We start from the raw sequence: 23,569 nt of genomic DNA, 5'->3' as shown, positions 1-23,569 counted from the left end.
TCAGTCGGCGGGCGTCCGGCCGATCACCCGGGTGATCTCCCGGGCGATCCGCAGGATGCCGGGGGAGCGGACCGGGCAGGGCCTGGGCCTGGACGTCGTGGGCGCCAGACAGAAGTGCAGATAGTCCTTGTCGAGGTGCAGGGCGGTGCGGTCGCGGTCCGGCTGGGTGCAGTAGCCGGGATGCTCGCGCTCGTAGGAGGTGCACGGCAGGTACTGCACCCAGGAGTAGCGGGATCCGGCGGGTGCCACCGTCGCGCCCGCGTCGGCGACGACGTCGTCCGAGGCGGCCGCCCGCTCCTCGTACAGCTCGTTCACCTGGCGGACCCGGTCGGGGGTGATCGGGTCCGGGCCCTGCGCCACCCACACGATCCGCGGCCGACGCCCACCGCCCGCCGTGGCGATCTGCCCGGTCAGCCTCCTCAGGTCCGCCCGGTACCTGCTGAAGTACTGCTGCGGCGAGGCGGCATGGGTGATCCCGTCCATGCACCAGGTGTAGCCCCACGCGTTGCCCCAGAACTGCAGCACCACGAAGTCCGGGTGCAGCGCCCGGACCAGCGCGGCCGCCTTGTCCCGGTCGGGCACCAGCGACTTCTTCCCGGTGCCCTCCAGGTAGTCGCACGGCGTGGTCCCCGAGTATGGCGCGCTCGTGTACGTCGCCCGCAGACCCCGGCGCAGTTCCTGCCCGAGGACCTGCTGGGCCTCCGTGGCCAGGGAGTCGCCGAGATACAGCACACGCGGGGCGACCACGGCGGGCAAGGCGCTCGGGGAGGCCTGGGCGCGCTGACGGGTGGTGGCCGCACGGGAGACGTCCGGGGTCGGTGGCGCCGTCTCCGGTCCGTCCGTCGGGTCGCCGCAGGCACCGAGCAGCAGGACTGCGGTCACCAACCCCACGATCCACGGTGTCCGCATGCGCGACTCCCGCCCCGGTCGCCGAAAAACGGTTCCCCAGGCAAGCACAGCCGGGCCCAGGGGGGAAGACGTGCGGCACCGTTCAGTCGCCGTCCCGGCGCTCCAGGATGTCCATCAGCTCGCTCAGCGGCAGCGGCTTGGTCAGATGGGCGTCGAACCCGGCCGCCCGGGACAGCGCGCGGTCGGTGCCCTGGCTGAAGCCCGACACCGCGATGAGCCGCAGCCGCTCGCCGCCGGGCCGCGCCCGCACCCGGCGGGCGACGGTGTGGCCGTCGATGTCCGGCAGCCCCAGGTCGCACAGCACGACGTCGAAGGGGTGCGTCTCGGTCGCGGTGAGCGCGGCGGTGCCGGTGTGGACCGTCGTCACCCGGTGGCCCTGCCGCTCCAGCAGCGTGTGGTAGGTCGCGGCCAGGTCCTCGTTGTCCTCCACGATCAGCACGGCCAGCCTGCGGGGCGTGGCCCCGACGGCCGCGCGCCGGGGCGGCGGCGGGGCCGTGGAGTCGGTCGTCGGCAGGACCACGGTGAACGTCGCTCCCTTACCGGGCCCGGCGCTGTGCGCGCCGACCCGGCCGTGGTGCAACTCCGCGATCGTGCGCGCGACGGCGAGCCCCAGCCCCAGGCCCTCCGGCGTGTCGGGGCCTGCGGGCGCCGCCCGCATGAACACTCCGAACAGCTCCTCGGCCTGACCGGGCGCGAAGCCGATGCCGTCGTCCCTCACGGTCAGCCGCGCCGCACCGTCCCCTGCCGCGAGCTCCACCTCGGTGCGCCCGCCGGGCCGGGTGTACTTCAGCGCGTTCGACAGCAGGTTCGTCAGCACCTGCGCGAGCCGCAGCCGGTCGCCGTCCACGACGAGGGGCGCGGCGGGCAGCCGTACGTCGAGTGTGCGGCCGTCGTGCGTGAAGAGACCGCGGATGTCCGCGCAGGCCCCCTCGACCACCGCACGCAGATCGACCGGTTCGCGCACCAGCTCCAGCCGTCCGGTCACCGCGCGGGTGCCGTCCAGCAGGTCGTTGCTCATCCGGGCCAGCGTGCCGAGCTGCCGCTCCAGGACGGCCAGCGCCGGATGCCCTTCCGGCATGTCCAGGGCGAGCAGTTCGGTGGCCGCGGTCGCGGCCGCGAGGGGGTTGCGCAGCTCGTGCGAGAGCGTGGCGATGAACCGGTCCTTGGCCCGCTGCTCCTCCCGCAGCCGGCGCCCCGCCGCGTCCAGCTCGGCGTTGGCCCGGCTCAGTTGCTCGTTCACCTCGCGGATCTCCCGCGCCCGCACGAACAGGTCGATCTCCATGCCCTCCGCGCGCATCCGCGCGTCGGCCGCCGCCCGCTGCCGCTCCCGCCCCACCCGCCGCAGACGCACGAACTCCGTGACGTCCTCGACCCGGTGGATGATGTGCGTCACCCGCCCCTCGTCGTCCAGGACCGGCGCGTTGACCGGGCTCCAGTACCGCTCGGCGAAGACGCCCGCCTCGCCCGTCGGGATGTCGTAGCGCTGCAGGGCCATGGTGTCCGTACGGCCGCTCGCCACGACCGTCTCCAGCGAGCGGCGCAGATTGGCCACGCCGTCGGCCGAGGGGTCCTCGGGGTTGTCCGGGAACACGTCGAAGACCGGCCGCCCCACGATGTCGCGCCCGGTGCGCGTGGCCGTGAGATAGGCGCGGTTGACCTCGACGATGACGAAGTCGGTGGTGAGGACGAGCAGCGGGGACAGGTTCGAGTCGAACAGGCGCCGGAAGTCCGGGGCGTCGGGCATGGGCGGACCTCCTGGCCGGGCCGTGTCTCGGGGATCCGCCGTCTCAGGGGTCGAGGCGGTAGCCGTAGCCGCGGACGGTGACGATCCGCGGTGCGGGGGCGGGCAGTTCGGCGAGCTTGCCGCGCAGCCGGTACACATGCTCGACGACGGTCGCGGGCTGCTGCCAGGACGAACCCCAGATCCGCTCCAGCAACTGGTCCGCCGAGAACACCCGGCCGGGCGCGGCGGCCAGCATCTCCAGCAGGGCGAACTCCTTGGGGCGCAGGTTCAGCAGCACCCCGTCGACGGAGACCTGGCGGGCCGCCGTGTCGACGAGCAGCGAGCCGGCCTGGATCGTCGTCGGCAGGTCCGGCGGCTGCGAGCGGCGCAGCACGGCATGGATACGGGCCACGAGCTCGCGCTGGGAGAACGGCTTGACGAGGTAGTCGTCCGCGCCGATCTCCAGACCCGCGACCCGGTCCGTCTCCGCGCCGCGGCCGGAGACCACGATGACGGGGAGCCTGCTCGTCGACCTGAGCGCCCGCAGCAGTTCGAGGCCGCTGCCGTCCGGGAGGCCCAGGTCCAGGATCGCCAGGTCCACGCGGCTCTCGTACAGCACGGACTTTCCGGCGCGGGCGTCCATGGCCCAGGTGACGGTGAACCCGGCCCGCTCCAGATAGGAACGGCACATCAGTGCGAAGTCGGGCTCGTCCTCGATCAGGGCGAGGTGCGGGCGCATTCCGCATCACCTGGCCCGCCCAGTACCCGCTCGTTGTGTCGCTGATGAGCGGGCGTTGATGCCCAGACCATGTGGCGAAGGTAGAACAGTAAGCACCACGGTTCAAGGGGGGAGCCGCCCGGGGGAGGTCCGGCGCGGACACGTGCGGTGCGGGGATCGCGAAACCGCCGCACGCGTCCGCGCCGGAACGAACGCCCGGCGCGGACGGAACAGGCACGAGGGCGGGGACGGAACACAGTGCGCGACAACGACCTGCGGTCCGTCATCACCGTGTCCTGGCCGCCACCGCCCGCGGGCCACGGGCTCAGGCGCGGCACGGACGGCCTGGTGCTCGCCGAACTGCACGGCGAGATAGACCTCGCGACCGCCCATCAGCTGCGCTGCTGGCTCGACTCCCTCGTGGCCCTCGCCGCACAGGTGTACGTCGTGGACCTGCGCCCGGTCTCCTTCGTCGACTCCACCGGGCTGAACCTGCTGCTGCGCCTGCGCCGCCGGGTGCTGGAGAGCGGCGGAACGTTCTCTGTCCTGTGCACCCCGGGTACCCGGCGGCTGCTGAGGGCGCACGGCACGCTGGACGTGTTCGACCCGGCGACCACGTGGACCGAGCCGGCGCCCGTCTGACTCACACGCGGTCGGCGGCGATCAGCAGGTACTGGAAACTGCCGTTGCGGTAGGCGGTCAGAAACGTCTCCTCGATTCCGGTCACCAGGTGGTCGGCCTCCTTGCGCAGCTCCCAGTAGGGCAGGGCCGCCGCGGTCAGGTCCTCCACGTGCACCGGCACCAGCCGGTTGCGTGCCATCGCCCGGAAGTACGCCGAGCGGGGGTGGATGTCGCAGATGTAGTGGGCGTTGATCAGCGAGACCTCGCGGGAGGCCCGTCCGTAGGTGTCGTTGTAGCAGCCGGTGATCACCACGTAGCGTCCGCCGCGGCGCAGCAGCCGGGCGTGCTCGGCGAACAGCAGGTCCAGCTCGACGTACATGGTCGACTCGTTGTTCCAGGAGGCCGCGTACGCGCCCGAGACGAGTCCGGTGTCGAGCATGTTGCGGTGGTGATAGCGCACCCGGTCGTCGATGCCCCGCTTGCGGGCCTGCGCGTTCGCGAACTCCGCCTGCTTCTCGGAGATGGTGACACCGTCGGCGTGGCAGCCGTAGCCGAGATGCGCCACCACACTGCCGCCGCCGCGCCCGCACCCGGCGTCGAAGACCCGGTCCTCGGGCGTGAGCGGGCCGAGCCGGGCGGCGAGGAACTCGGCCTGGGCGTGTTCGAGGCGGTGCAGTTCGGCGGTGATCCGCTCGCGCCGCCGCAGCGGATCCGGTTCGTCGAGGACCGAGCGGTCGGCCGCTCCGATGCCGTAGTGGTGGTGGTAGAGGTCGTCGAGCTTGCCGAGTTCGAGGTTGACCGGGTTCTCCTCGGCGTTCCAGTAGTCCGCGACACGGTTCTGGTACGTCGACTGGGTCGGCACCTGGGTTGCCCTGGTGCCGGTGTGGGGGGCGGTGGTCAACGGTGGCTCCTTGTGCTGGTGCGTGTGACGTCCTGTCATGCGAGCGCGCTTCACCAGTAGTTGGGCAGGTGATAGCGGTGGCTGTTGGTGGCGTGCCACTCGTGGTTCCCGGCGACCCAGTCGGACAGGCTCCGGGCGTAGCGCTCCACGAGCGGCGAACCGGCGGACAGCAGGGCCGACTCCTCGTCGAAGGCCGCCATGATCCGGTTGTGGATCTCGACGGACTTCAGATAGGCGGCCTTCAGCCCGCACTTGTCGTTGGCGGCGACGACCTGCGGCAGGTTGAGATGGGTGGGGTCGCTCGCCAGTTCCTTGGTGAACGAGTAGAGGTCGTTGACGATCGTGGTGGCGTTGCAGGCGAGTGCCGTGACCCGCTGGATCTCGGGCCGGGCGTAGAGCGCCTCGGGCAGTTCGTAGCCGTCCACGGCGTCCACGATCGACAGACAGGGGCGGAAGTTGTTGAACTGCCGCATCACCAGGTACTCCCAGACCCGCGGCACGTACCGGGTCTCCGCCCAGGCGGCCTCGGCGAGGTAGCCCAGGTGCAGCCGGGCGAGGTCGTGGACGAAGCGGTCGGTCTGGCTCGGGGTGGCGAGGGCGGCGTAGTCCTGGAGCGCGAAGTGGTAGGACCGCAGCGGACCGTCGGCCCGGACGCCCTCCCGCCACTCCTCCTCCAGCTCCGGGGTTCCGTGGTACGGATCGATCGCGGACTGCGCCATGATCAGCCGGCCGCCCAGTCCCCGGCGCGCTCCGCCACGGCCCTCGTCCTCCTCGCAGTAGCAGGAGTCGACGACGTTCTCGGCGAGCAGCAACTCGCCGGCCACCGTGAGCCGTTCGAGATCGGCGGCCTCGGGGTGCTGGAGGACCACGGCCCGGCCGAACTGGAATCCCGAGAAGTCCCCCTTCCACGCCTCGGGGAACAGATCCAGGCGCCGGGCCCAGGCCTCCAGCCTGCGGTCGATCTCCGCGGCCTTCACCGGGTCGGCGGGGGCGACCTGCCGGTGTCTCAGACCGGGGATCGCCCCGCCCCGCCGACCGGTGCGCAGGCTGCTCGCGATGTCGGGCGGTCCGGGCAGACACCGGGTGTTCGTCGCGGTCACTCGGCCGTCCGGCCGATCTGGGCGTTCTCCAGGATGCCGACCGCGTCCGGCACGAGGATGGCCATCGAGTAGTAGGCGGTGACGAGGTAGCGGATGATCGAGTTGGCGCCGATGCCCATGAACCGCACGTTCAGGCCCGGTTGGTACTCCTCGGGGATGCCGGTCTGGTAGAGCCCGATGGCGCCTTGGTCTCCCTCCCCGGTGCGCAGCGCGATGATGCTGCTGGTGTGCTGCGGGCTGACCGGGATCTTGTTGCAGGGGAAGATCGGCACCCCTCGCCAGGCGGGGATCTCGTGTCCCTCGACGCTCGCCGTACCCGGCACCAGGCCGCGCCGGTTGCACTGCCGGAAGAAGGCCGCGATCGCCTTCGGATGGGCGAGGAACAGCTTGGTCTTGCGGCGCATGGCGAGGAGCTCGTCCATGTCGTCGGGGGTCGGCGGCCCGGTGAAGGTGCTGACCCGCTGGCCGTGGTCGGCGTTGTGCAGCAGCCCGAACTCCCGGTTGTTGACCAGCTCCCACTCCTGGCGCTCGCGGATCTCCTCGATGGTCAGGCGGAGTTGCTGCTCGGTCTGGTCCATCGGGTTGTTGTAGAGGTCGGCGACCCGGGTGTGGACCCGCAGTACGGTCTGGGTCAGGGACAACTCGTACTCGCGCGGGGCGAGTTCGTAGTCGACGTAGCCGCCGTTGATGGTCGGCTCCCCGCTGTGGCCCGCCTGGACGGGCACGTCGGCCTCGCCCTTGCGGTTCATCGGCAGGCTCTGCCGGCGCGCGTAGGCCTCCAGGTGTTCCGCGAGAGAGGGCGCCCGCTCGGTGAACTCCGTGACCACGGACCAGGGGAGGGCCAGGACGACGCCCGCGGTCTCCGCCCGTACCGAACTCAGCCACAAGGGGTCGGGCCGGCCGATGGCCTCGTCGCCCATCTGGTCGCCATCGGTGACGACGCCGACGATCTCCTCCTCGCCGTACTTGCCCTCGGCGAAGCGGGTGAAGCGGCCGTGCACCACGAGGAAGGCCTCCGTGACCGGCTGCCCGGCCTCGACCAGGACCTGGCCGGCGCGGATCTCCCGGACCCGGAAGCGGGTCGCGATCTCCTTGAGCACGTCGATGTCGCCATAGCCGCGCAGGGCGGGGAGTTCGGTGAGGGTCTGCGGGATGACCCTGATGTCGTCGGCGCCGTTCTGTTCGAACTGCACCCGGCCACGGCCCACCCGGAGCTGGAGGCGCCGGTTGACCCGGTAGGTGCCGCCCTTCACGTCCACCCACGGCAGCATGCGCAGCAGCCAGCGGGAGCTGATGGCCTGCATCTGGGGTTCGGACTTGGTGGTGGTGGCGAGCTGGCGGGCGGCCGTGGTGCTGAGGCTGGTGAGGTGGGCTTCGGACGGGGGATCGGGTTCGTCGACGGCGGGACCGGTGGCGCTGTCCGGTGTGGACACATTCCCTCCTGGAGGTGAGCGGGATGGCCAGGCGCGTGCATCAGCCAAGCAGCCGGGCCGGCTCTCCGATCAGGGCGTGAAGGGGGCGGCTTCGCGGGCGGGAAGGGGTAAACCTCGCCGGTGAGGCAGTCGGCGCCCCATGAGTGCCCCCACGCTCCTCCAGGCAGGTCGTTCACCAGTACGGCCCGCGGCGCGCAGGCCGTGCGGCGGAGCGCTCGGAGATCATCCGTTCTGTCCGCCCTGGGGTGGAATCGTCCGTTCGGCGCGCGGTCGGGCGCACCCGTGACTAGCGTGTGGAGACGGACCGACCACCGATTCGGGAAAGGCCGCGATCATGGCCGTACAACCTGAGGGAACCCCCTGCTGGGCCGATGCGATGTTCAGTGACGTCGAGGGGGCCAAGAGCTTCTACAGCGATGTCCTCGGCTGGAGCTTCGGCGAGGCGTCGTCGCAGTACGGCAACTACACGCAGGCCTACGCGGACGGCAAGGCCGTCGCCGCCGTCGTTCCGCCGATGCCCGGTCAGGAGGCTCAGTCGCAGTGGTGCCTGTACCTCGCGTCGCCGGACGCGGCCGCCACGGCCGGCAAGATCCGGGACAACGGCGGCGAGGTGCTCATGGAACCGATGCAGGTCGGCGACTTCGGCACGATGTGCCTGGCGCGCGACCCGAGCGGTGTCGCCTTCGGTGTGTGGCAGGGCGGCACCCATGAAGGCTTCGAGGCGCCACCCGAGCAGCCCGGCGCGTTCTGCTGGGCGGAGATCTACACCCGCGAACCCGAGAAATCCGACGCGTTCTTCCCGGCCGTCTTCGGCTACAGCGCCAAGCAGATGCAGGACGACGCCATCGACTTCCGCATGTTCAACCTCGGCGACCACACCGTCCTGGGCCGCATGAAGATGACCGACGACTTCCCGCCCGAGGTACCGCCGTACATCAACGTCTACTTCACGGTCCCCGACTGCGACGACGCCGTGGCCCGCGCCACCAAGCTCGGGGCCGTCGTGCGGTTCGGGCCGATGGACTCGCCCTTCGGCCGGTTCGCCGCCCTCAGTGACCCGCAGGGCGCGAGCTTCTCGGTCATCGACGTGACGACGACGCAGGGCGACATGCCCCAGATCTCCGACGTGCCCTAGCAGGTGCGCACCGCGGAGAGCACGACGGCGGAGTAGCGCACCGAGAAGCTGCCGCAACTGCCCGTGCCGCCGAAGGTGGGTACCTGGTCCAGCCACTCCTCGCGGGTGCGGACCGGGTGCCACCCGAAGCGCCACTCCTCCGGCTCGCCGAACGCGGCCGTCCCGCGGATCCCCTGGGCCGCCTGGGCGAAGCCGCTCGAACAACTGTCCGGGTTGGTCATCCGCCGCCAGTCGAACGGCGGGTCTGGCACGGCCCGGGCGTGGCCCTCGATGAGCGCCCCGGCCACCTCCGGCGCGGGCCGGAAAGCGTTCCGGAACAGGGCCGGCCGTCCTCCCGGCCGCAGCATCCAGGATCGAGGAGGTCCGCAAGGTCACGGCCACGGTCGTCCCGGTGGGGTGAACGGGCGCCCCCGCGCTCATGGCATGATCGAGCGCATGCGTGAACGACTGGTGGCCGCGTGCGACGGGGCTTCGAAGGGAAATCCGGGACCTGCGGCCTGGGCCTGGGTCATCGCGGACGAGTCGGAGACGCCGGACCGCTGGGAGGCCGGCCCGCTGGGCAAGGCCACCAACAACGTCGCCGAACTCACCGCGCTGGAACGGCTGCTCACCGCGACCGACCCGGATGTGCCGCTGGAGATCCGGATGGACTCCCAGTACGCCATGAAGGCCGTCACCACCTGGCTGCCCGGCTGGAAGCGCAACGGCTGGAAGACCTCCGCGGGCAAGCCGGTCGCCAACCAGGAGCTCGTCGTGCGGATCGACCAACTGCTCGACGGGCGTTCGGTCGAATTCCGTTACGTCCCCGCCCACCAGGTCGACGGCGACCCGCTCAATGACTTCGCCGACCGCGCGGCCAGCCAGGCGGCGATCGTCCAGGAGCCCGCGAGCAGCGAACTCGGCTCCCCCCAGCCGCCGCCGTCGCCGGACACCCCGAAAAAAGCCGACCGCCCCGCCCGGGCCAAGTCGCCCAAGCGGAGCGGTGGTTCGTCCTCCGGTTCGTCCTCTCGTACGATCAAGGCCAAGTTCCCCGGCCGGTGTCTGTGCGGACGTCCCTACGCGGCTGGCGAGCCCATCGCGAAGAACGCCCAGGGCTGGGGACACCCGGAGTGCCGTACGGAAGCGGCCGGTTAGCGGCCGGTTAGCGGCCGACCGGAGCGCCGACGGTCAGATGACCGCCCCGCGCCACTCGCCAGTCTCCTGACCGCGCTCCTCGATGAACGTCTTGAAGCGCTCCAGGTCGCCCTTGGTCTGCCGCTTCACGAACCCGAGCTTGTCGCCCACCTTCTCGGTGAGGCTGTCCGGATGGAAGTCCATCTGGAGCATCACCTTGGTGTGGCCCTCGTCGAGCCGGTGGAAGGTCACCGCACCCGCCTGCTTGGCCTCGCCGGCGATCGTGGTCCACGCGACCCGCTCGTCCGGGATCTGCTCGGTGATCTCCGCGTCGAACTCCCTGTGCACGCCGTTGACGTTGGTCACCCAGTGCGTGAGCGTGTCGGTGCGCTGTTCGATGCGCTCGACCCCGCTCATGAACTCGGGGAAGGTCTCGAACTGCGTCCACTGGTTGTAGGCGGTGTGCACCGGCACGCCGACCTCGATGGACTCCTCGACCTGCGACACGGGTGAATCCCTCCTTCGCGTTCTCGGTGTGTGCGGCGCGGGTACCGCACGGCCCGGAGGGCAAACCGCCGCATGACGACTCCTACGCCGTGTCGAAGGCGTAGTGGGGGGTGTGGTCCAGCAGATCCGCGGGACGCACGTCGTTCCACGGCCTCATGGTCTCGTCGAGGTCGACGACCTCGGGCGTTCCGGCCGCCGGGACATAGCGGGAGTCCGGATGCCGCCGCTGCCACCGGGCCCACAGCTTGTCCACGAAGGCGTGGTGGAGCCAGAACACCGGATCGTTGGGGGAGACCCCGGTCGCCATCTGCCCGCCCACCCACACATGGACCCGGTTGTGCAGGTTGACCCCGCGCCAGCCCTCCAGATGGTTGCGGAAACCGTCCGAGGCGCTGTTCCAGGGGGCCATGTCGTACGTCGCCATGGACAGCACCGACTCCACCTCGCCCGGGGTCGGCAACTCCCGTACGCCGCTCCCGAGCGCGCGCCGCAGATACGTACGGCCGTCGACCCGCACGGTGATCGGCCAGTTGCCGGTGTCCGCGGCGAACGGGCCGTCCATCACCCGCCCGTCCCGGCTGCGCCCGGTGCCGCCGAGGAAGTCGGGGCCCCACAGTGCGGCGCGCGGGGAGCGGTCGGTGCTCCAGTCCCAGTAGGGGAGCGCCACCGAGGCGTCCACCGACTGCAGGGCGCGCTCGAAGTCGAGCAGGAATCTGCGGTGCCAGGGCAGGAAGGAGGGCGAACGGTGGCCGGTGCGCTCGCCGTTGTCGGTGTCGGACATGATGAAGCCGTTGTGCGTGGTGACGAACGCGTCGTAGCGGCCGCTGCGCTTCAGCTCCAGGACGGCGGCGACGAACCGCCGCTTCTCGTCGGCGGTCAGGGTTGCCTGGTTCTTGCGGACGGTCATGTGCGGATGCTCCAAAGAGGCGTACGGGGCGGTCAGTTGGCGGGGAACGGCAGCAGCTGTGCGCCCTGGAGCTCGTCGACGGCGGCCCGTGCGGCGGCGCGCGGGGTGGGCACCGGGTCGTAGTGGCTGACGACGCTGATCCAGGTGCCGTCGGCGTTGCGCATCACGTGCAGTTCCACGCCGTCGACCGTCACCCGGTAGCCGCCGTGATGGCCCCCCGTGGACCGGCCCTGTATCCGGCGGCCCCGGTAGACCTCGTCGAAGGACCCGGGTGACCCGTGGTGGTGCTCCTCGGCGGACGCGCGCGGGGCGGTGACCGCCCCTGCGGCGAGGGCGGCCGTCGCGGTGAGCGCGGTACGGCGGCTGAGTTCCGGCATGCGGTGTGCCTCCTGAGTTGACGGACTCCGCATGCCTATCGGCCCTGCCGAGAGCGGGAGAAAACGCTCGTGACCGGTTGGCCGTGATCCAGACAATTCCCAAAATGTCGTACAGCGTTGAACAAAGATGATCTTGCTGTAGAGAGGGCTTTCGGGAACCCGGACGGAGGAATTCCTCCGCTCGCGGACCGCGGATTCGATGATCCTTTGCGGGCGAACCCGCAGGCAGTGGCCCGCCTCACGTGCCGAAAGTGACGTGATCCGAAGCGCGGGCCCCATGCTCCCCGGCTGCTACCCTGCGTTGCCAATTGAACGCTTTGGGTAATTCCTAGGGGTGCGTGTGAAGGTCGCCTGCGTCGGCGGCGGGCCCGCCGGCCTGTATCTCTCGATCCTGCTGAAACGGCAGGACCCGTCCCACGACATCACGGTCCACGAGCGCGACCCGGAGGGCTCGACCTACGGCTGGGGCGTCACCTACTGGCGCGGACTGCTCGACAAGCTCCACGTCCACGACCCCGAGTCGGCCCGCGCGATCGAGGACGCCTCGGTCACCTGGAACGAGGGCGAGGCCCGGGTGCGCGACCTGGTCACCCGGCGCGCCAGTGACGAGGGCTTCGGCATCGGCCGCCACCGCCTGCTGGAGATCCTCGCCGCACGGGCCCGCTCCCTGGGCGTACGCCTGGAGTTCGAGCACGAGATCACCCCCGGCAACCTCCCGGCGGCCGACCTCGTCGTGGCCGGCGACGGCGTGCGCAGCGTCCTGCGCTCCGGGCATGCCGACCACTTCGGCGCCGAGACCGAAGAGGGCCGCAACCGCTACATCTGGCTCGGCACGAGCAAGGTCTTCGACGCCTTCACCTTCGCCTTCGTCGAGACCGACCACGGCTGGATCTGGTGCTACGGCTACGCCTTCAGCCCCGAGCGCAGCACCGTCGTCGTCGAGTGCGCCCCGCGGACCTGGACCGGCCTCGGCCTCGACAGCGCCGACGAGGCGGACGGACTCGCCCTGCTGGAGAAGCTGTTCGCCGACATCCTCGACGGCCACCCGCTGATCGGCCGCTCCGCCGGCTCGGGCAGCGCCCAGTGGCTGACCTTCCGCACCCTCACCAACCGCACCTGGCACCGCGACAACCTCGTCCTGCTCGGCGACGCCGCCCACACCACCCACTACTCCGTCGGCGCCGGCACCACCCTCGCCCTGGAGGACGCCATCGCGCTGGGCGACGCCCTGCACGCGCACGGCGAGCTTCCGCAGGCACTCGCCCGCTACGAGCGCCGGCGCAAGTCGGAGCTGCTCTCCGTCCAGAGCGCGGCCCGCTACAGCGCCCAGTGGTACGAGAACCTGCCCCGCTACATCGATCTGCCCCCGGAGCAGATGTTCGCCCTGCTCGGCCAGCGGCACTCACCCCTGCTGCCCTATGTCCCGCCCCAGCTGTACTACCGGCTCGACAGGGCGGCCGGGCAGCTGGAGGCGCTGCGCAGGTTCAAGCGCTGGCTCGGCCCGAAGGTCGCACGCAGCGTGCACGCGCGGGAGCTGGCCTCGCGCAAGTAGCGTCCGACCGCAAGTAGCCTCCGACCTCGGAAAGGGTTGGGTGAATGACGATTCACCGATAGAGTGAATTGTCATTCACCCGCTGCTTTCCCTGTCGAATGCGGAGCACCGATGGACCAGCAGGGCCCGATATCCCCGCCCCGCGGAGCCGGTCCCCGGGCCCGGCTCACCGTCCCGGTGCTGGCCATGTGCGGCGTGCTCATGGCCGTCATGCAGACCGTGGTCGTCCCCCTGCTGCCCGACCTGCCCCGGCTCACGCACTCCTCGCCCGGCGCCGTCTCCTGGATGGTCACGGCGACCCTGCTGGCCGGAGCGGTCCTCACCCCGGTGCTCGGCCGCGCCGGTGACATGTACGGCAAGCGCAAGGTGCTGACGGCGTCCCTGGTCCTGATGACGGCCGGCTCGGTGATGTGCGCCCTGTCGTCCGACATCACCGTGCTCATCGCGGCCCGCGCCCTCCAGGGTGCCGCCGCCTCCGTGGTGCCGCTGTCGATCAGCATCCTGCGCGACGAACTGCCGCCCGAGCGCCGGGGTTCCGCGGTCGCGATGATGAGTTCCACGGTGGGCATCGGCGCCGCGCTAGGGCTGCCGCTGGCCGCGATGGTCGTCCAGTACGCCGACTGGCACACCATGTTCTGGATGACCAGCGCCCTCGGCGCCCTCGGGGTGGCGGCCGTGTCGTGGGCGGTCCGCGAGTCGCCGGTACGACAGCCGGGCCGCTTCGACGTGGGGGGCGCCCTGGGACTGGCCGTGGGACTGGTCAGTCTGCTGCTCGGGGTGTCCCAGGGCGGCCAGTGGGGCTGGGGCAGCCCCCGCGTCCTCGGCCTGTTCCTGGTGTCCGTCGCCGTCCTGGCCCTGTGGTGGTGGCGCCAACTGCGCACCGAGCAGCCCCTGGTCGACCTGCGGCTCGTCACCCGCCCGCGGGTGGGCCTGTCCCACGTGGCCGCCCTGCTCACCGGTTTCGCGTTCTACGCCAACTCCCTGGTGACGGCCCAGCTGGTCCAGGCGCCGAAGGCCAGCGGCTACGGACTCGGCCTGTCGATCGTGGCCACCGGCCTGTGCCTGCTGCCGGGCGGTGTCACCATGCTGCTGTTCTCACCGCTCTCGGCCCGGATCTCCACGTCCCGCGGCCCGCGCGTCACGCTCGCCCTGGGCGCCGCGGTCATCGCGTGCGGCTACGCGGTACGCATCGCGGACAGCCGCGACCTGTGGATGATCATCGTGGGCGCGACCGTGGTGTCCACCGGCACCACCCTCGCCTACTCGGCCCTGCCCACGCTGATCCTGCGTGCCGTTCCGGCCGAGCAGACGGCCTCCGCCAACGGCGTCAACGTCCTGATGCGCACCATCGGCCAGGCCACCTCCAGCGCGGCGGTCGCGGCGGTGCTGGTCCACCACACCAGCCTGGTCGGCGGCGCGCCCGTGCCCACCCTGCACGGCTACCTGCTGGCCTTCGCCGTTGCCGGAGCGGTCGCCCTCGCGGCCTGTGCGGCGGCCCTGACCATCCCGGGCGACGCGACACCCGACGGGACCCGCCGGGCCAGGGGCCGCACCAGGGGCGCGCGGGACGAGGCGATGGAGGGAGCATGAGTGCCGTGCGCCCGCTGTCGGGTGGCCGGGGTGGTCGGGTCTGCCTGTCCCGGCGTGCGGCGCCGGCTGTCCCGGGCGACTTCGCCTCCGAGGCGCCGCGCCGGTCCAGGGGCCGCCCCCACGGCGCGCGGGACGAGGCGATGGAGGGAGCATGAGTGCCGTGAGTACAACGCCCCCCACCGCCGCACCTGCCCGCCGGGACGCCGAGGCGACCAAGGCCGCCATCCTCAGGGCGGCCCGCTACCTCCTGGCCCGCACCCCGCACGCCGACATCACCCTCAAGGCGGTCGCCGAACGAGCGGGCGTCAGCCCGCCGTTGATCGTGAAGTACTTCGGCAACAAGGACGCCCTCCTCGCCCGCGTCATGTCCTTCGAGTCCGACGCGACGGCCCTGCTCGACGCCCCCCTGGACGACCTGGGCCGCCACATGGTCCGCCACGTCCTCACCGGCCAGATCGAACGCGGTGCCGACCCGCTGCTCAGGATCGCCTTCGCCCCCGTCCAGGGCGAACACGGCGACCCCCTGCGCGTCAACTTCCGCGCCCAGGTGGTCGATCGCCTCACCGAGCGCCTGGGCGGGCCCGACGCCGGCCTGCGCGCCGAACTCGCGGTGGGCACCCTTCTCGGCCTGGGCGTGATGTACGGCATCGCCCGGGGCACCGAGCTGAGGGCGACCCCCGTGGAGGACCTCGTGGACCGTTACGCCCCCACAGTGCAGGCCCACCTGACGCCCTAGCGGAACAGCCGGTCCAGGAAGGCGTTGCCGAACACCCCGTGCGGGTCGAGCCGGTCCAGCACGCCCGCCGCCTGCCCCCACACCGCCTCGCCGAACGACCCGGGAATCGTCGTGCCCAGCACCTCCTCGTCCGCCCACACGGCGTCGTCCGTGTAGGCCCAGCCCTTGGACCACTCGACGCGCGTCCCCTCGTACCCGTCGAACAGGAACTGCTCGATCTCCCGCAGGAAGGCCTCCGCGTACGGCGTCCCCGGCAGCGTCAGGATGTCCAGCCACACCGCCGTGTCCCACTCGGGACGCGCCCCGTCCGCCCGCAGCGCCGACAGCAGCGGGGCCCGCGCCCCGGCCACCTCGGCCTCGGCCGGATCGTCGAGCCCGGTCACCCTGATCTCCACCGTCCCGTTGACCGGGAACTTCCCCTGAGCGGTGTACGCGGCCAGGCGTTCCCGGTAGAAGTCCGTGAACTCGGAGACCACCCGCTGCACCTGGTCCCGGCCGGTCAGGACGGCGTACCCGTTCGCGGTCACCCGCAGCGTGGTCGGCTTGATGTAGAGCAGCGTGTTCTTGGACGGCCCCCAGATGTCCGCCGACAGCGTGGCCGTGAGCCCCACCGTCGCCACGTCGAGCTGCGCGTTGCCGAGCACCGGTGCCAGATACCAGGCCGCGTCCGACACCATCCGCCCGGCCAGATCCGCCACCACGGTCGGCACGTTGTCGGAGAAGGGATAGTTGTACGGCGAGGTCACGCGCCGCGAGGTCAGCGGCCTGGTCGGCGCCACGCTCCACACCTTCAGCCACGGGAACTCCGTGTAGGCGAACCAGATCGCCTCGACCCGCCCGGCCTGCTCCAGGAAGCTCGCGAAGGTCCGCCCGTCGGCGCCGGGCGCCGCGAAGAGCTCCGCCGCCGGGATGTCGACCCGGCTCACACAGCGCAGATCGCTGTTGGCGCCCACCCGAAGGACGACCTCGGTGACGAAGGTCCGCCCGAGGTGGGTGAGCAGGGCGGCGCTGTCGGCCTCGGCGCGGCTGAAGGTACGCAGCGCGTACGCCCCGCCGGCCTCGTCCCACACCACCGCCGTCAGCGACAGGATGCGATTGCTCAGCGAGCCGTACGTCTGTCCCGGCAGCCGCTGCTCCCCGTCGGCCGGAACGGCGGTGCCGTGCGCGTCGATCGCCAGCGCGCCGCCCAGGGTGAGGTCACCGGGCGCGGGCGCGGCGGTGACCCCGAGTCCGTGCCCCTCCAGATAGGTGAGCAGCGCCTCCAGCGTGACGCCGGTGCCGGCCCGCACGGCGGAGGCCGAGTCCAGGGACAGGCCGGTGAGGTGGGAGGCGGTGTCGACGAGGAGGACGGGCGCGTCCGAGGCCGTGCCCTCGGTGATGGTGAGGGGCGACCAGCCGTGCGAGGAGCCGCGAGCGCGGACCCGCCAGCCGTGCCGCCAGGCCCAGTTGACGACGTCGACCACCTGCTCCGGGCCGGTGGGCGCGCAGGCCCACAGCCCGTCGGCGGTGATCTCGCCGACCCAGTTCCGGTACGCCGAGCGGTGCAGGGCCACGCCCGCCGGGAAATCGGGCAGCTCGTCGGCCGCGGCCGCCGGATCGGCCGGCAGCAGAATCGGCACGGCGGCGAGCGCGGCGGCGCTCACGAGGAAGCCGCGACGGGTCCAGGACGGCGTGTCCTGCGGGTGGTTGCTCACGAAACGATCAGTCACGGGGTCACGCTAGGCGGATGTTGACACGTGCATGCCTTGCGTCGAAGCGTGTCACCCGTGCGAGTGAACATTTCACGGGTCCCGCCCCGGAGGGACCCGGTCCGCGCAGGTCGGCGACAGATGACAGACTGACGGCATGGACGAGCGCACATTCGGCAGGTCGCAGCAGCACGCATCCGTCGTCGGACTCGGCACCTGGCAACTGGGGGCCGACTGGGGAGACGTAGACGACAAGGAAGCCCTCTCGGTGCTGGAGGCGGCCGCCGAGTCGGGGGTCACCTTCTTCGACACGGCGGACGTGTACGGCGACGGACGCAGCGAGCAGACCATCGCCACGTTCCTGAGCGGCAGGCCCGACCTGCATGTGCTGGTCGCGACGAAGATGGGCCGCCGCGTCGACCAGATCCCCGAGAACTACGTCCTCGACAACTTCCGCGCCTGGAACGACCGTTCCCGCCGCAACCTCGGCGTCGACCGCATCGACCTGGTCCAGCTGCACTGCCCGCCGACGCCCGTCTACTCCACCGACGAGGTGTTCGACGCCCTCGACACCCTGGTCGAGGAGGAGCGCATCGCGCACTACGGCGTGAGCGTGGAGACCTGCGAGGAGGCGCTGACCGCGATCGCGCGGCCCGGTGTGGCGAGCGTGCAGATCATCCTCAACGCCTTCCGCATGAAGCCGCTGCGCGAGGTGCTGCCCGCCGCGCGGGAGGCGGGCGTGGGCATCATCGCCCGGGTCCCGCTGGCCTCCGGCCTGCTGTCCGGCAAGTACACCCCGGACACCCTCTTCCCGGAGAACGACCACCGCGCCTACAACCGGCACGGCGAGGCCTTCGACGTCGGCGAGACCTTCTCCGGCGTGGACTACACGACCGGTGTCGAGGCCGCCGCCGAGTTCTCCGCCCTCGCGCCCGAGGGCTACACCCCGGCCCAGCTCGCCCTGCGCTGGATCATCGAGCAGCCCGGCGTCACCACTGTCATCCCCGGCGCCCGCAACCCCGAGCAGGCCCGCGCCAACGCGGCCGCCGCCAAGCTGCCGCCGCTGTCCGAGGAGACCCTCGCGGCGATCCGCGACCTCTACGACCGCCGGATCAAGGACCAGGTCGAGAACCGCTGGTGAAGCCACCCGGCCCCGGGACGCGGCCCCTCGCCGCTCCCGGGGCCGCGCTGTTTCAACGATCAGTCACCGGATACCCGTAGCGCATGGTGGAGACGGTGAGACGGACGGGCCGCGACGAGACCGAGGAAGAGCGCGCGGACCGCATGTGGGGCGAACTCATCCAGGAGATCCGCGTCGCGCAGACAGGCGTGCAGATCCTGTTCGGCTTCCTGCTCACGGTGGTGTTCACCCCGAAGTACGCCCACCTGGCCCACACCGACCAGGTCATCTACATCGTGACCGTCGTCCTCGGCTCCTGCGCCACCGGCGCCCTCATAGGACCGGTCTCCCTGCACCGGCTGGTCTCGGGCCGGCGCATCAAACCCCAGGCCGTGCGGATCGCCTCCCGGCTGACCTTCGTCGGGCTGGTCCTCCTGCTGACGACGATGACGGCGGCCCTGCTGCTGATCCTGCGGGTGGCGACCCACGACGACTGGGTGCCCTGGCTCGTCACCGGAGTCGTGGCCTGGTACCTGGTGTGCTGGTTCGGAGTGCCGATGTGGACGCGCCGGCGCCATACGACGCGGTGAGGGCCAGCCGGTCCACCTGCCGGTCGTGCGGGCGGGACAGCACCAGCACCGAGACCGTGGCACCGATCAGCGCGCAGAACATGTCCCACTGGGTGTCCCACACATCGCCCTGTGTGGCCAGGAAGGCGTCAGCCGCCTGACCGCCGATCACCGCGGCCGCCCACTCCAGCATCTCGAAGACGGCACTGAAGGCCAGACACGCGCACACCGTCAGCGGCGCCAGCCAGCGGCTGCCCCGCAGCGGCGAGGTACGGCTGAGCAACTCCCGGACCAGGACCGCCGGCACGAACCCCTGCATGAGGTGGCCGAAACGGTCGTACGGATTGCGGTCGAGGCCGAACGTGTCGCGCACCCAGTCGCCGAGCGGGACCTGCGCGTAGGTGTAGTGGCCGCCCACGATCAGCACGAGCGCGTGGACCGCCAGCAGACAGCACAGCAGGTCGGTCAGCGGGAAGCGGCGCCACGTCAGCACGATCAGCGGCAGCCCGACCAGGACCCACACCGTCTCCAGGAACCAGGTGGTGCGGTCCCGCGGGCCCCAGGCGGACAGGGCCAGCGCGGCGACCACGGCCCAGGCGAGCAGGACGGGCAGGCGCCGTCGCACAGCGGTCATGAGGCACTCCTTGTCGTAGGAGCCCTCATCGTCGGGGCAGGACGACAACCGAGGCATGAGTACGGCTACTCAAGCCGTGTGCGCTCCGACCCCCCTCTCAGCCGCCGGCGATGACCGAGGCCAGGAAGTCGTCCACTCTGACCTCTTCCCGGCCCGGCGGCACGAGCTCGCGGGTCTCGCGCAGGAAGGACGCCAGCGCCGGGGCCCACGCGAAGACCACGGCGTGCTGGCGGCCCCCGTCGGAGCGGGCGTCGCCGAAGAACTCCATGCGCAGTTCCTCCCAGACACCGGTCGAGACGGGGCTGAAACGCACGTCCCCGACGCCGACCGGGCCGCGCAGGCCCTCGGCGAGCATCTCCCGGTCCAGCCGCCACCGCGCCAGCACCCGGCCGTCATGGCTGAACACCGCGGTGACGGCGAACGGGTCCGTCGCGTCGTACCCCAGGTGGGCGAGCACGGGGCACCGGCCCGTGCCGCCCGCCTGCAGTTGCACGACGAGGGTCTTGTGGGCGGTCCTGTGGACGAAGGAGTTCACCTGAGGGCCTCCGGGGAGAACGACATAGAGCCCTCTAGTACCCCTCCCACGGCCAAGATGCTCAGCCGACCGGGTGATTCCCCTTCGCGGTGCGCAAAGCCGTGATGCACGAGGCGATGGCCTGCTGGAGTTCCTCCAGTTGCTGGACCATGTCGTCCTCGTAGAAGTCCTGGGCGTCGTCGAAGGTCAGCTCCTCGAACACCTTGGTGGCCCGCTGGAGGCTGTTGTAGAACTTCGTCCGCCGCTCCTGGACCCGGAGTTCGGGATCGGCCTCCACGGCCTCGGCGACGAGGGACTTCATGGTGTCGAACGCCTCGGCGGCCCACTCGCCGGTGTCCTCGTCCTCCTCCATCTCCTCCAGGAGGGACAGGTGCCGCTCGGCCTCCTGGCGCAGGTCGACCGGCGCGTCGATGGTCTGCCCGGCCGGGGTCTTGACCTGCCCGGACTCGGCGATCTGGCGGACGTACCCGATCCGGTCGGCCGCCCTGCTCTCGGTGGCCACGGCCTTCTTCAGATCGTCCGTGCGCACCACGTCCCGGGCCAGGGACGCCTGCAGCTCCGGGTCCTCCTTGAGCCGGTCGAGCAGCGCGCTGCGTGCGGCCCGGGCGGTGGAGGGGTCGGCGAGGATCGCGGCGCGCAGCGCGGTCGGGTTCTCGGCGACCTCCAGGGCCTTGGTCGGGCGGATGCCCTCGGCCTCGGCGGCCTCCGCGATGGCGGTGCCGCGGTCGGACGCGGCGCTGCTGCGGGAGGAGTAGTAGGTCAGCCACACGTCCGAGTCCGGAAGCTCCACCTCCTGGCCCGGAGCGAGCGCCTCGAAGTGCGGGACCATGCCGTCGTCGGCGGCCCGGTCCCAGGCCTTGTAGTAGCGCATGACGCGCTCCGGCGAGCAGCCGGCGAGCTCGGCGAACTCCTTCGCGGACACCTTCGGCGTCTCGTCGGCGCCCTGGCCGCCGGGCCGTACGCTGCGCGCCACCATCAGGCCGAAGGCCCATCCGCCGGTCCGCGCGTACACCCCGAACTCGCGGGCGTCCCGCGCGACGAGGTCGGACAGGGGCGCGCCGGACGTCTCGACCGAGGCCCCGGAGGACGTGTCGGACGGGTCGATCGCTAGGGTCACGGGTGTTTCTCCTGGTCAGGCTCGTTCGGACCGCACGAGGTGCGGGTCGGAAGCCTATTGCACCCGCGGGGCACCGCCCCGGCAGCCCGGCCCGCTCAGGCGAACGCGTCGCGCAGCGCGGGCAGCAGCGTCTTCTCCGACCAGTCCAGGAACGCGGGCTGGGACTCGCCGCCGATCTGCACCAGCGCGATCTCGGTGAAGCCGGCTTCCGCGTACGGACGTACGGCCTCGACGAAGGCGTCGGGGTCGTCGCCGCACGGGATCGACGCCGCCACGTCGTCGGGGGTGACGAACTGGGTGGCCGACTCGAAGGAATCCGGGTGCGGCAGCTCCGAGTTGACCTTCCAGCCGTTGCCGAACCAGCGGAACTGGGAGTGCGCCCGCTTGATCGCGGTGTCCCGGTCGGGGTCGTAGCAGACGGGCAGCTGTCCCACCCGCGGCTTGCCCTCGCCGCCGTTGCGGTCGAACGCGTCGAGGAGGCCCGCCTTGGGCTCGGTGGCGATGACGAGGTCGGCCAGGCGGCCGGCCAGGGCGCACGACTGCTCCCCGGAGACGGCGAGACCGATCTGCGGCGGCTCGTCGGGCAGGTCCCACAGCCGGGCCGACTCGACGTCGAAGTGGTTCCCGCGGTGGTTCACGTGGCCGCCCTGGAACAGCGCGCGGATGATCTCCACCGCCTCTTCCAGCATCTCGTGCCGTACGTCGGCCGACGGCCAGCCGCCGCCCACCACATGCTCGTTGAGGTTCTCGCCCGAGCCCAGTCCCAGCCGGAACCGGCCCTCCGAGAGCAGCTGCATGGTCGCCGCCTTCTGCGCCACCACCGCCGGGTGGTACCGGAAGGAGGGACAGGTCACGTACGTCATCAGCGGAATGCGCGAGGTCGCCTGGGCGGCCGCCCCCAGCACGCTCCACGCGTACGGCGAGTGTCCCTGCGACCGCAGCCACGGGAAGTAGTGGTCCGAGGTCACGGAGAAGTCGAAGCCCACCTCCTCGGCCCGCACCACATGGTCCACCAGCTCACGGGGGCCTGCCTGCTCGGTCATCATCGTGTATCCGATTTGCACCATGGGGTCCGAGTCCCCGGTGACCGGAGGGGAAAACGGGCTTCCGAGGCCCTCTCGATCAAGGCCGGTGCACGGGGGAGGATGCGTGCATGAGTTCCCTGCCCACGAGCACCCCCGCCGCCCAGGGCGTCGACGCGGCCGGCATACAGGCCTTCCTCGACGCCCTCGAAGCCGAACCGCACCTCGAACCGCACAGCCTGATGCTGCTGCGCCACGGCCAGGTCGTGGCCTCGGGCTGGTGGGCGCCGTACGCCCCGGCGCGGCCCCAGCTGCTCTACTCGCTCAGCAAGAGCTTCACGGCCACGGCCGCCGGGTTCGCCGCCGCCGAGGGGCTGATCGGGCTGGACGACCCGGTGATCTCGTACTTCCCGGAGTTCGAGGCCGAGGTCACCGACCCGCGCAGCCGCGCCATGCTGGTACGGCATGTGGCGTCGATGGCCAGCGGTCACGTGGAGGAGACGCTGGACCGGACGCGCGCTCTGGACCGCGACGAGCTCGTCCGGGGCTTCCTGCTGGTCCCGCCGGACCGGGACCCGGGCACCGTCTTCGCCTACAACCAGCCCGCCACCTACACCCTCGCCGCGATCGTCCAGCGAGTCACGGGCCAGAGGCTCAGCGAGTACCTGCGGCCCCGGCTGTTCGAGCCGCTCGGTATCGGCGAGGTGTCCTGGATCGCCGACCGCAGGGGCCGCGAGCTCGGCTTCAGCGGGCTGCACGCCACGACCGACGCCGTCGCCCGGCTCGGCCAGCTGTATCTGGCGGGCGGGGTGTGGGAGGGCGAGCGGCTGCTGCCCGAGTCGTGGGTGGCCGAGGCGACACGGGTGCAGATCGCGCACGGGACACCGATGGTGGACGGCTGGTCGGACTGGCAGCAGGGCTACGGCTTCCAGTTCTGGATGGCCCGGCACGGCTACCGCGGGGACGGGGCGTACGGGCAGTTCTGCGTCGTACTGCCCGAACAGGACGCGGTGCTCGCGATCACCTCGGAGACCGTGGACATGCAGAGGGTCCTGGACCTGGTCTGGGAGCATCTGCTCCCCGCCTTCGGCCCCGGCCCGCTGAGCGGCGGTGAGGCGGCGGACGCGGCCCTGGCCGCTCGGCTGACCCGGCTCGCGCTGCCGCCCGCCGAGGGCAAGCCCGCGCCCGCCGACCGGTCCCAGGACTGGAACACCGCCTTCACGCCCCACGGCGGCACGTGCGCCGCCCAGCCGACCCTGACCGCGATCGAGGTGGATCCGGGCGGCCGGGTGAGCCTCCTGGACGACGGCGACCGGCTGGAACTGGGGCTCGGAGCCGGGGAGAGCGGCTGGACGGTCGTCGACGAGCCCGTGCCGGTCGCGGTGAGCGGTGGCTGGAGCGACGCGGAGACCCTCGTCGTCGACCTGGCGTTCCTGGAGACCCCGCACCACCTGCTGGTCACGTGCTCGCTCACGGACCGGACGTTCACCGCGCGCTGGCGCACCCAGCCCCTGCACGGCGGTCCGCTGCGGCGGATGCGGGCGCCGCGCTCGGGCTGAGGG

24 protein-coding genes are annotated in these 23,569 nt (G+C 71.5%); 9 read left to right on the top strand and 15 right to left on the bottom strand.

The genetic code is table 11. The features are described from left to right. From H293_RS0111290 to H293_RS0111280, 3 genes are all read right to left on the bottom strand, one after another. Positions 1-909 (bottom strand): hypothetical protein, encoded by a 909-nt coding sequence (locus H293_RS0111290; RefSeq protein WP_020117987.1) that lies wholly within the window; start codon positions 907-909, stop codon positions 1-3. Positions 910-991: 82 nt separating this feature from the next. After that, on the bottom strand, positions 992-2,653 hold the full coding sequence (locus H293_RS0111285; RefSeq protein ID WP_020117986.1) for a hybrid sensor histidine kinase/response regulator: 1,662 nt from the start codon (positions 2,651-2,653) through the stop codon (positions 992-994). 43 nt (positions 2,654-2,696) lie between these two features. After that, positions 2,697-3,371, bottom strand: coding sequence for a response regulator transcription factor (locus tag H293_RS0111280; protein ID WP_020117985.1), 675 nt, complete (start codon positions 3,369-3,371; stop codon positions 2,697-2,699). Between the two features lie 237 nt (positions 3,372-3,608). Between H293_RS0111280 and H293_RS0111275 the strand changes: the two genes are divergently transcribed. Beyond that, on the top strand, positions 3,609-3,992 hold the full coding sequence (locus H293_RS0111275) for an STAS domain-containing protein (RefSeq protein WP_020117984.1): 384 nt from the start codon (positions 3,609-3,611) through the stop codon (positions 3,990-3,992). A 1-nt stretch (position 3,993) separates the two neighbouring features. Here the strand turns inward: H293_RS0111275 and H293_RS0111270 are convergent, their stop codons facing one another. Genes H293_RS0111270 through H293_RS0111260 form a run of 3 tightly spaced genes read right to left on the bottom strand, consistent with a single transcriptional unit; the run spans position 3,994 to position 7,405 of the window. Continuing rightward, positions 3,994-4,872, bottom strand: coding sequence for a geranyl diphosphate 2-C-methyltransferase (locus H293_RS0111270; protein ID WP_020117983.1), 879 nt, complete (start codon positions 4,870-4,872; stop codon positions 3,994-3,996). 50 nt (positions 4,873-4,922) lie between these two features. Beyond that, the gene (locus H293_RS0111265; RefSeq protein ID WP_020117982.1) at positions 4,923-5,972 is read right to left on the bottom strand and encodes a family 2 encapsulin nanocompartment cargo protein terpene cyclase; all 1,050 of its coding nucleotides are present in this window, start codon (positions 5,970-5,972) and stop codon (positions 4,923-4,925) included. After that, positions 5,969-7,405, bottom strand: a complete 1,437-nt coding sequence (locus H293_RS0111260) for a family 2B encapsulin nanocompartment shell protein (protein ID WP_020117981.1) — start codon at positions 7,403-7,405, stop codon at positions 5,969-5,971. The genes H293_RS0111265 and H293_RS0111260 overlap by 4 nt, the downstream gene beginning before the upstream one ends. 334 nt (positions 7,406-7,739) lie before the next feature. Here H293_RS0111260 and H293_RS0111255 point away from each other — a divergent pair, with 334 nt between their 5' ends. Further along, complete coding sequence (locus tag H293_RS0111255; protein ID WP_051138084.1) at positions 7,740-8,540, top strand: VOC family protein; 801 nt, start codon at positions 7,740-7,742, stop codon at positions 8,538-8,540. Here the strand turns inward: H293_RS0111255 and H293_RS49345 are convergent. Next, positions 8,537-8,791 carry a hypothetical protein gene (locus H293_RS49345; RefSeq protein WP_158694408.1) on the bottom strand — a complete coding sequence of 85 codons (255 nt, stop codon included), beginning with the start codon at positions 8,789-8,791 and terminating at the stop codon, positions 8,537-8,539. The genes H293_RS0111255 and H293_RS49345 overlap by 4 nt on opposite strands. A gap of 172 nt (positions 8,792-8,963) precedes the next feature. On the opposite strand from H293_RS49345, the gene H293_RS0111245 reads away from it, so the two are divergent. Continuing rightward, positions 8,964-9,674 carry a ribonuclease H family protein gene (locus H293_RS0111245; RefSeq protein WP_020117978.1) on the top strand — a complete coding sequence of 237 codons (711 nt, stop codon included), beginning with the start codon at positions 8,964-8,966 and terminating at the stop codon, positions 9,672-9,674. A 33-nt stretch (positions 9,675-9,707) separates the two neighbouring features. Here H293_RS0111245 and H293_RS0111240 read toward each other — a convergent pair whose 3' ends face one another. The 3 genes from H293_RS0111240 to melC1 form a co-directional block, all read right to left on the bottom strand. Continuing rightward, on the bottom strand, positions 9,708-10,160 hold the full coding sequence (locus H293_RS0111240; protein ID WP_020117977.1) for an SRPBCC family protein: 453 nt from the start codon (positions 10,158-10,160) through the stop codon (positions 9,708-9,710). Between the two features lie 82 nt (positions 10,161-10,242). Beyond that, a complete protein-coding gene (gene melC2 / locus H293_RS0111235; protein WP_020117976.1) occupies positions 10,243-11,067 on the bottom strand; it encodes a tyrosinase MelC2 in 825 nt (274 codons plus the stop codon). A 32-nt stretch (positions 11,068-11,099) separates the two neighbouring features. Continuing rightward, positions 11,100-11,444, bottom strand: a complete 345-nt coding sequence (gene melC1 / locus H293_RS0111230; RefSeq protein ID WP_020117975.1) for an apotyrosinase chaperone MelC1 — start codon at positions 11,442-11,444, stop codon at positions 11,100-11,102. A 340-nt stretch (positions 11,445-11,784) separates the two neighbouring features. Here melC1 and H293_RS0111225 point away from each other — a divergent pair, with 340 nt between their 5' ends. The 3 genes from H293_RS0111225 (at position 11,785) to H293_RS0111215 (ending at position 15,322) form a co-directional block, all read left to right on the top strand. Further along, on the top strand, positions 11,785-12,996 hold the full coding sequence (locus tag H293_RS0111225) for an FAD-dependent monooxygenase (RefSeq protein WP_020117974.1): 1,212 nt from the start codon (positions 11,785-11,787) through the stop codon (positions 12,994-12,996). 111 nt (positions 12,997-13,107) lie between these two features. Continuing rightward, a complete protein-coding gene (locus H293_RS0111220; RefSeq protein WP_020117973.1) occupies positions 13,108-14,586 on the top strand; it encodes an MFS transporter in 1,479 nt (492 codons plus the stop codon). 151 nt (positions 14,587-14,737) lie between these two features. After that, a complete protein-coding gene (locus H293_RS0111215; RefSeq protein ID WP_020117972.1) occupies positions 14,738-15,322 on the top strand; it encodes a TetR/AcrR family transcriptional regulator in 585 nt (194 codons plus the stop codon). Here the strand turns inward: H293_RS0111215 and H293_RS0111210 are convergent. Next, positions 15,319-17,016, bottom strand: a complete 1,698-nt coding sequence (locus H293_RS0111210) for a cholesterol oxidase substrate-binding domain-containing protein (protein ID WP_020117971.1) — start codon at positions 17,014-17,016, stop codon at positions 15,319-15,321. The two genes, H293_RS0111215 and H293_RS0111210, sit on opposite strands and share 4 nt — an antisense overlap. A 151-nt stretch (positions 17,017-17,167) precedes the next feature. Between H293_RS0111210 and H293_RS0111205 the strand changes: the two genes are divergently transcribed. Then, positions 17,168-18,151: an aldo/keto reductase gene (locus H293_RS0111205; protein WP_020117970.1), complete on the top strand. Its 984-nt coding sequence runs from the start codon at positions 17,168-17,170 to the stop codon at positions 18,149-18,151. An 83-nt stretch (positions 18,152-18,234) separates the two neighbouring features. Continuing rightward, entirely contained in the window at positions 18,235-18,720 is a 486-nt protein-coding gene (locus tag H293_RS0111200) for a DUF6328 family protein (RefSeq protein WP_020117969.1), read from the top strand. Here H293_RS0111200 and H293_RS0111195 read toward each other — a convergent pair. The 4 genes from H293_RS0111195 to H293_RS0111180 form a co-directional block, all read right to left on the bottom strand. Continuing rightward, on the bottom strand, positions 18,641-19,333 hold the full coding sequence (locus H293_RS0111195) for a DUF2238 domain-containing protein (protein ID WP_020117968.1): 693 nt from the start codon (positions 19,331-19,333) through the stop codon (positions 18,641-18,643). The two genes, H293_RS0111200 and H293_RS0111195, sit on opposite strands and share 80 nt — an antisense overlap. A 97-nt stretch (positions 19,334-19,430) precedes the next feature. After that, positions 19,431-19,868, bottom strand: a complete 438-nt coding sequence (locus tag H293_RS0111190; protein ID WP_020117967.1) for an SsgA family sporulation/cell division regulator — start codon at positions 19,866-19,868, stop codon at positions 19,431-19,433. A gap of 61 nt (positions 19,869-19,929) precedes the next feature. Then, a complete protein-coding gene (locus tag H293_RS0111185) occupies positions 19,930-20,985 on the bottom strand; it encodes a hypothetical protein (protein WP_020117966.1) in 1,056 nt (351 codons plus the stop codon). Between the two features lie 95 nt (positions 20,986-21,080). Continuing rightward, complete coding sequence (locus H293_RS0111180; RefSeq protein ID WP_020117965.1) at positions 21,081-22,052, bottom strand: LLM class F420-dependent oxidoreductase; 972 nt, start codon at positions 22,050-22,052, stop codon at positions 21,081-21,083. A gap of 86 nt (positions 22,053-22,138) precedes the next feature. Between H293_RS0111180 and H293_RS0111175 the strand changes: the two genes are divergently transcribed. Next, positions 22,139-23,566, top strand: a complete 1,428-nt coding sequence (locus H293_RS0111175) for a serine hydrolase domain-containing protein (RefSeq protein ID WP_020117964.1) — start codon at positions 22,139-22,141, stop codon at positions 23,564-23,566. Positions 23,567-23,569 lie beyond the last annotated feature (3 nt).

Origin of the sequence: Streptomyces canus 299MFChir4.1, from assembly GCF_000383615.1 — a bacterium.
GTDB classification, from domain to species: domain Bacteria; phylum Actinomycetota; class Actinomycetes; order Streptomycetales; family Streptomycetaceae; genus Streptomyces; species Streptomyces canus_C.
Note: the sequence above shows the minus strand (reverse complement) of the source record. Positions and strands in the feature narration are given on the sequence as shown.

What these genes read in the sequence shown, in the direction of transcription:
- H293_RS0111280 (WP_020117985.1), bottom strand. Translation starts at nt 3,371, where the DNA reads ATGCGCCCGCACCTCGCCCTGATCGAGGACGAGCCCGACTTCGCACTG.
- H293_RS0111285 (WP_020117986.1), bottom strand. Translation starts at nt 2,653, where the DNA reads ATGCCCGACGCCCCGGACTTCCGGCGCCTGTTCGACTCGAACCTGTCC.
- H293_RS0111215 (WP_020117972.1), top strand. Translation starts at nt 14,738, where the DNA reads ATGAGTGCCGTGAGTACAACGCCCCCCACCGCCGCACCTGCCCGCCGG.
- H293_RS0111180 (WP_020117965.1), bottom strand. Translation starts at nt 22,052, where the DNA reads ATGGTGCAAATCGGATACACGATGATGACCGAGCAGGCAGGCCCCCGT.
- H293_RS0111205 (WP_020117970.1), top strand. Translation starts at nt 17,168, where the DNA reads ATGGACGAGCGCACATTCGGCAGGTCGCAGCAGCACGCATCCGTCGTC.
- H293_RS0111220 (WP_020117973.1), top strand. Translation starts at nt 13,108, where the DNA reads ATGGACCAGCAGGGCCCGATATCCCCGCCCCGCGGAGCCGGTCCCCGG.
- H293_RS0111195 (WP_020117968.1), bottom strand. Translation starts at nt 19,333, where the DNA reads ATGACCGCTGTGCGACGGCGCCTGCCCGTCCTGCTCGCCTGGGCCGTG.
- melC2 (WP_020117976.1), bottom strand. Translation starts at nt 11,067, where the DNA reads ATGACCGTCCGCAAGAACCAGGCAACCCTGACCGCCGACGAGAAGCGG.
- melC1 (WP_020117975.1), bottom strand. Translation starts at nt 11,444, where the DNA reads ATGCCGGAACTCAGCCGCCGTACCGCGCTCACCGCGACGGCCGCCCTC.
- H293_RS0111255 (WP_051138084.1), top strand. Translation starts at nt 7,740, where the DNA reads ATGGCCGTACAACCTGAGGGAACCCCCTGCTGGGCCGATGCGATGTTC.
- H293_RS0111200 (WP_020117969.1), top strand. Translation starts at nt 18,235, where the DNA reads ATGGTGGAGACGGTGAGACGGACGGGCCGCGACGAGACCGAGGAAGAG.
- H293_RS0111245 (WP_020117978.1), top strand. Translation starts at nt 8,964, where the DNA reads ATGATCGAGCGCATGCGTGAACGACTGGTGGCCGCGTGCGACGGGGCT.
- H293_RS0111175 (WP_020117964.1), top strand. Translation starts at nt 22,139, where the DNA reads ATGAGTTCCCTGCCCACGAGCACCCCCGCCGCCCAGGGCGTCGACGCG.
- H293_RS0111290 (WP_020117987.1), bottom strand. Translation starts at nt 909, where the DNA reads ATGCGGACACCGTGGATCGTGGGGTTGGTGACCGCAGTCCTGCTGCTC.